Annotated in this window: 1 protein-coding gene; it reads right to left on the bottom strand. The window is 74.5% G+C overall.

All coding sequences use genetic code 11. The features are described 5' to 3' along the window. The coding region (locus GTR02_RS22130) for a MarC family protein (RefSeq protein ID WP_166609603.1) at window positions 1-451 on the bottom strand (451 nt) is incomplete at both ends.

The following is a 451-nucleotide window of genomic DNA, read 5'->3' as shown; positions in this document are numbered from 1 at the left end:
GCAGCAGACCGGCGACGCGGGTGACGAGCAGGACGCCGGAGTCGCCCAGCAGGCGGTGCACCACCCCGGCGAAGCGCATCGCCAGCCACAGCGTCACGTGCACCGCCACGACCCCGGCGGCGACGGCGACGCGGTCGTCCCAGCCCTCGGCCTGCTGCACGAAGACCATGGTGGCCACGATCGCGCCGGGCCCCGCGAGCAGCGGGGTGCCCAGCGGCACCATCGCCACGTTGACGCCGACGGTGCTCGTCGGCTCGTCGCCCTTGCCGGTGAGCAGCTCCAGGGCGATGAGCAGCAGCAGCAGGCCGCCGGCGGCCTGCAGGGCGGGCAGGCTGATGTGCAGGTAGTCGAGGATGCGCTGGCCGAAGAGGGCGAAGGCGATGATGACGCCGAAGGCGACGAGGACGGCCTGGCGGGCGGCGCGGGAGCGCTCGGCCGCGCTGAAGGTGCC

The sequence above is a fragment of the Kineococcus siccus genome (assembly GCF_009906795.1).
Classification (GTDB): Bacteria; Actinomycetota; Actinomycetes; order Actinomycetales; family Kineococcaceae; genus Kineococcus; species Kineococcus siccus.
The sequence above is the reverse complement of the archived record's forward strand: the minus strand, read 5'-3'. Positions and strand labels throughout refer to the sequence as shown.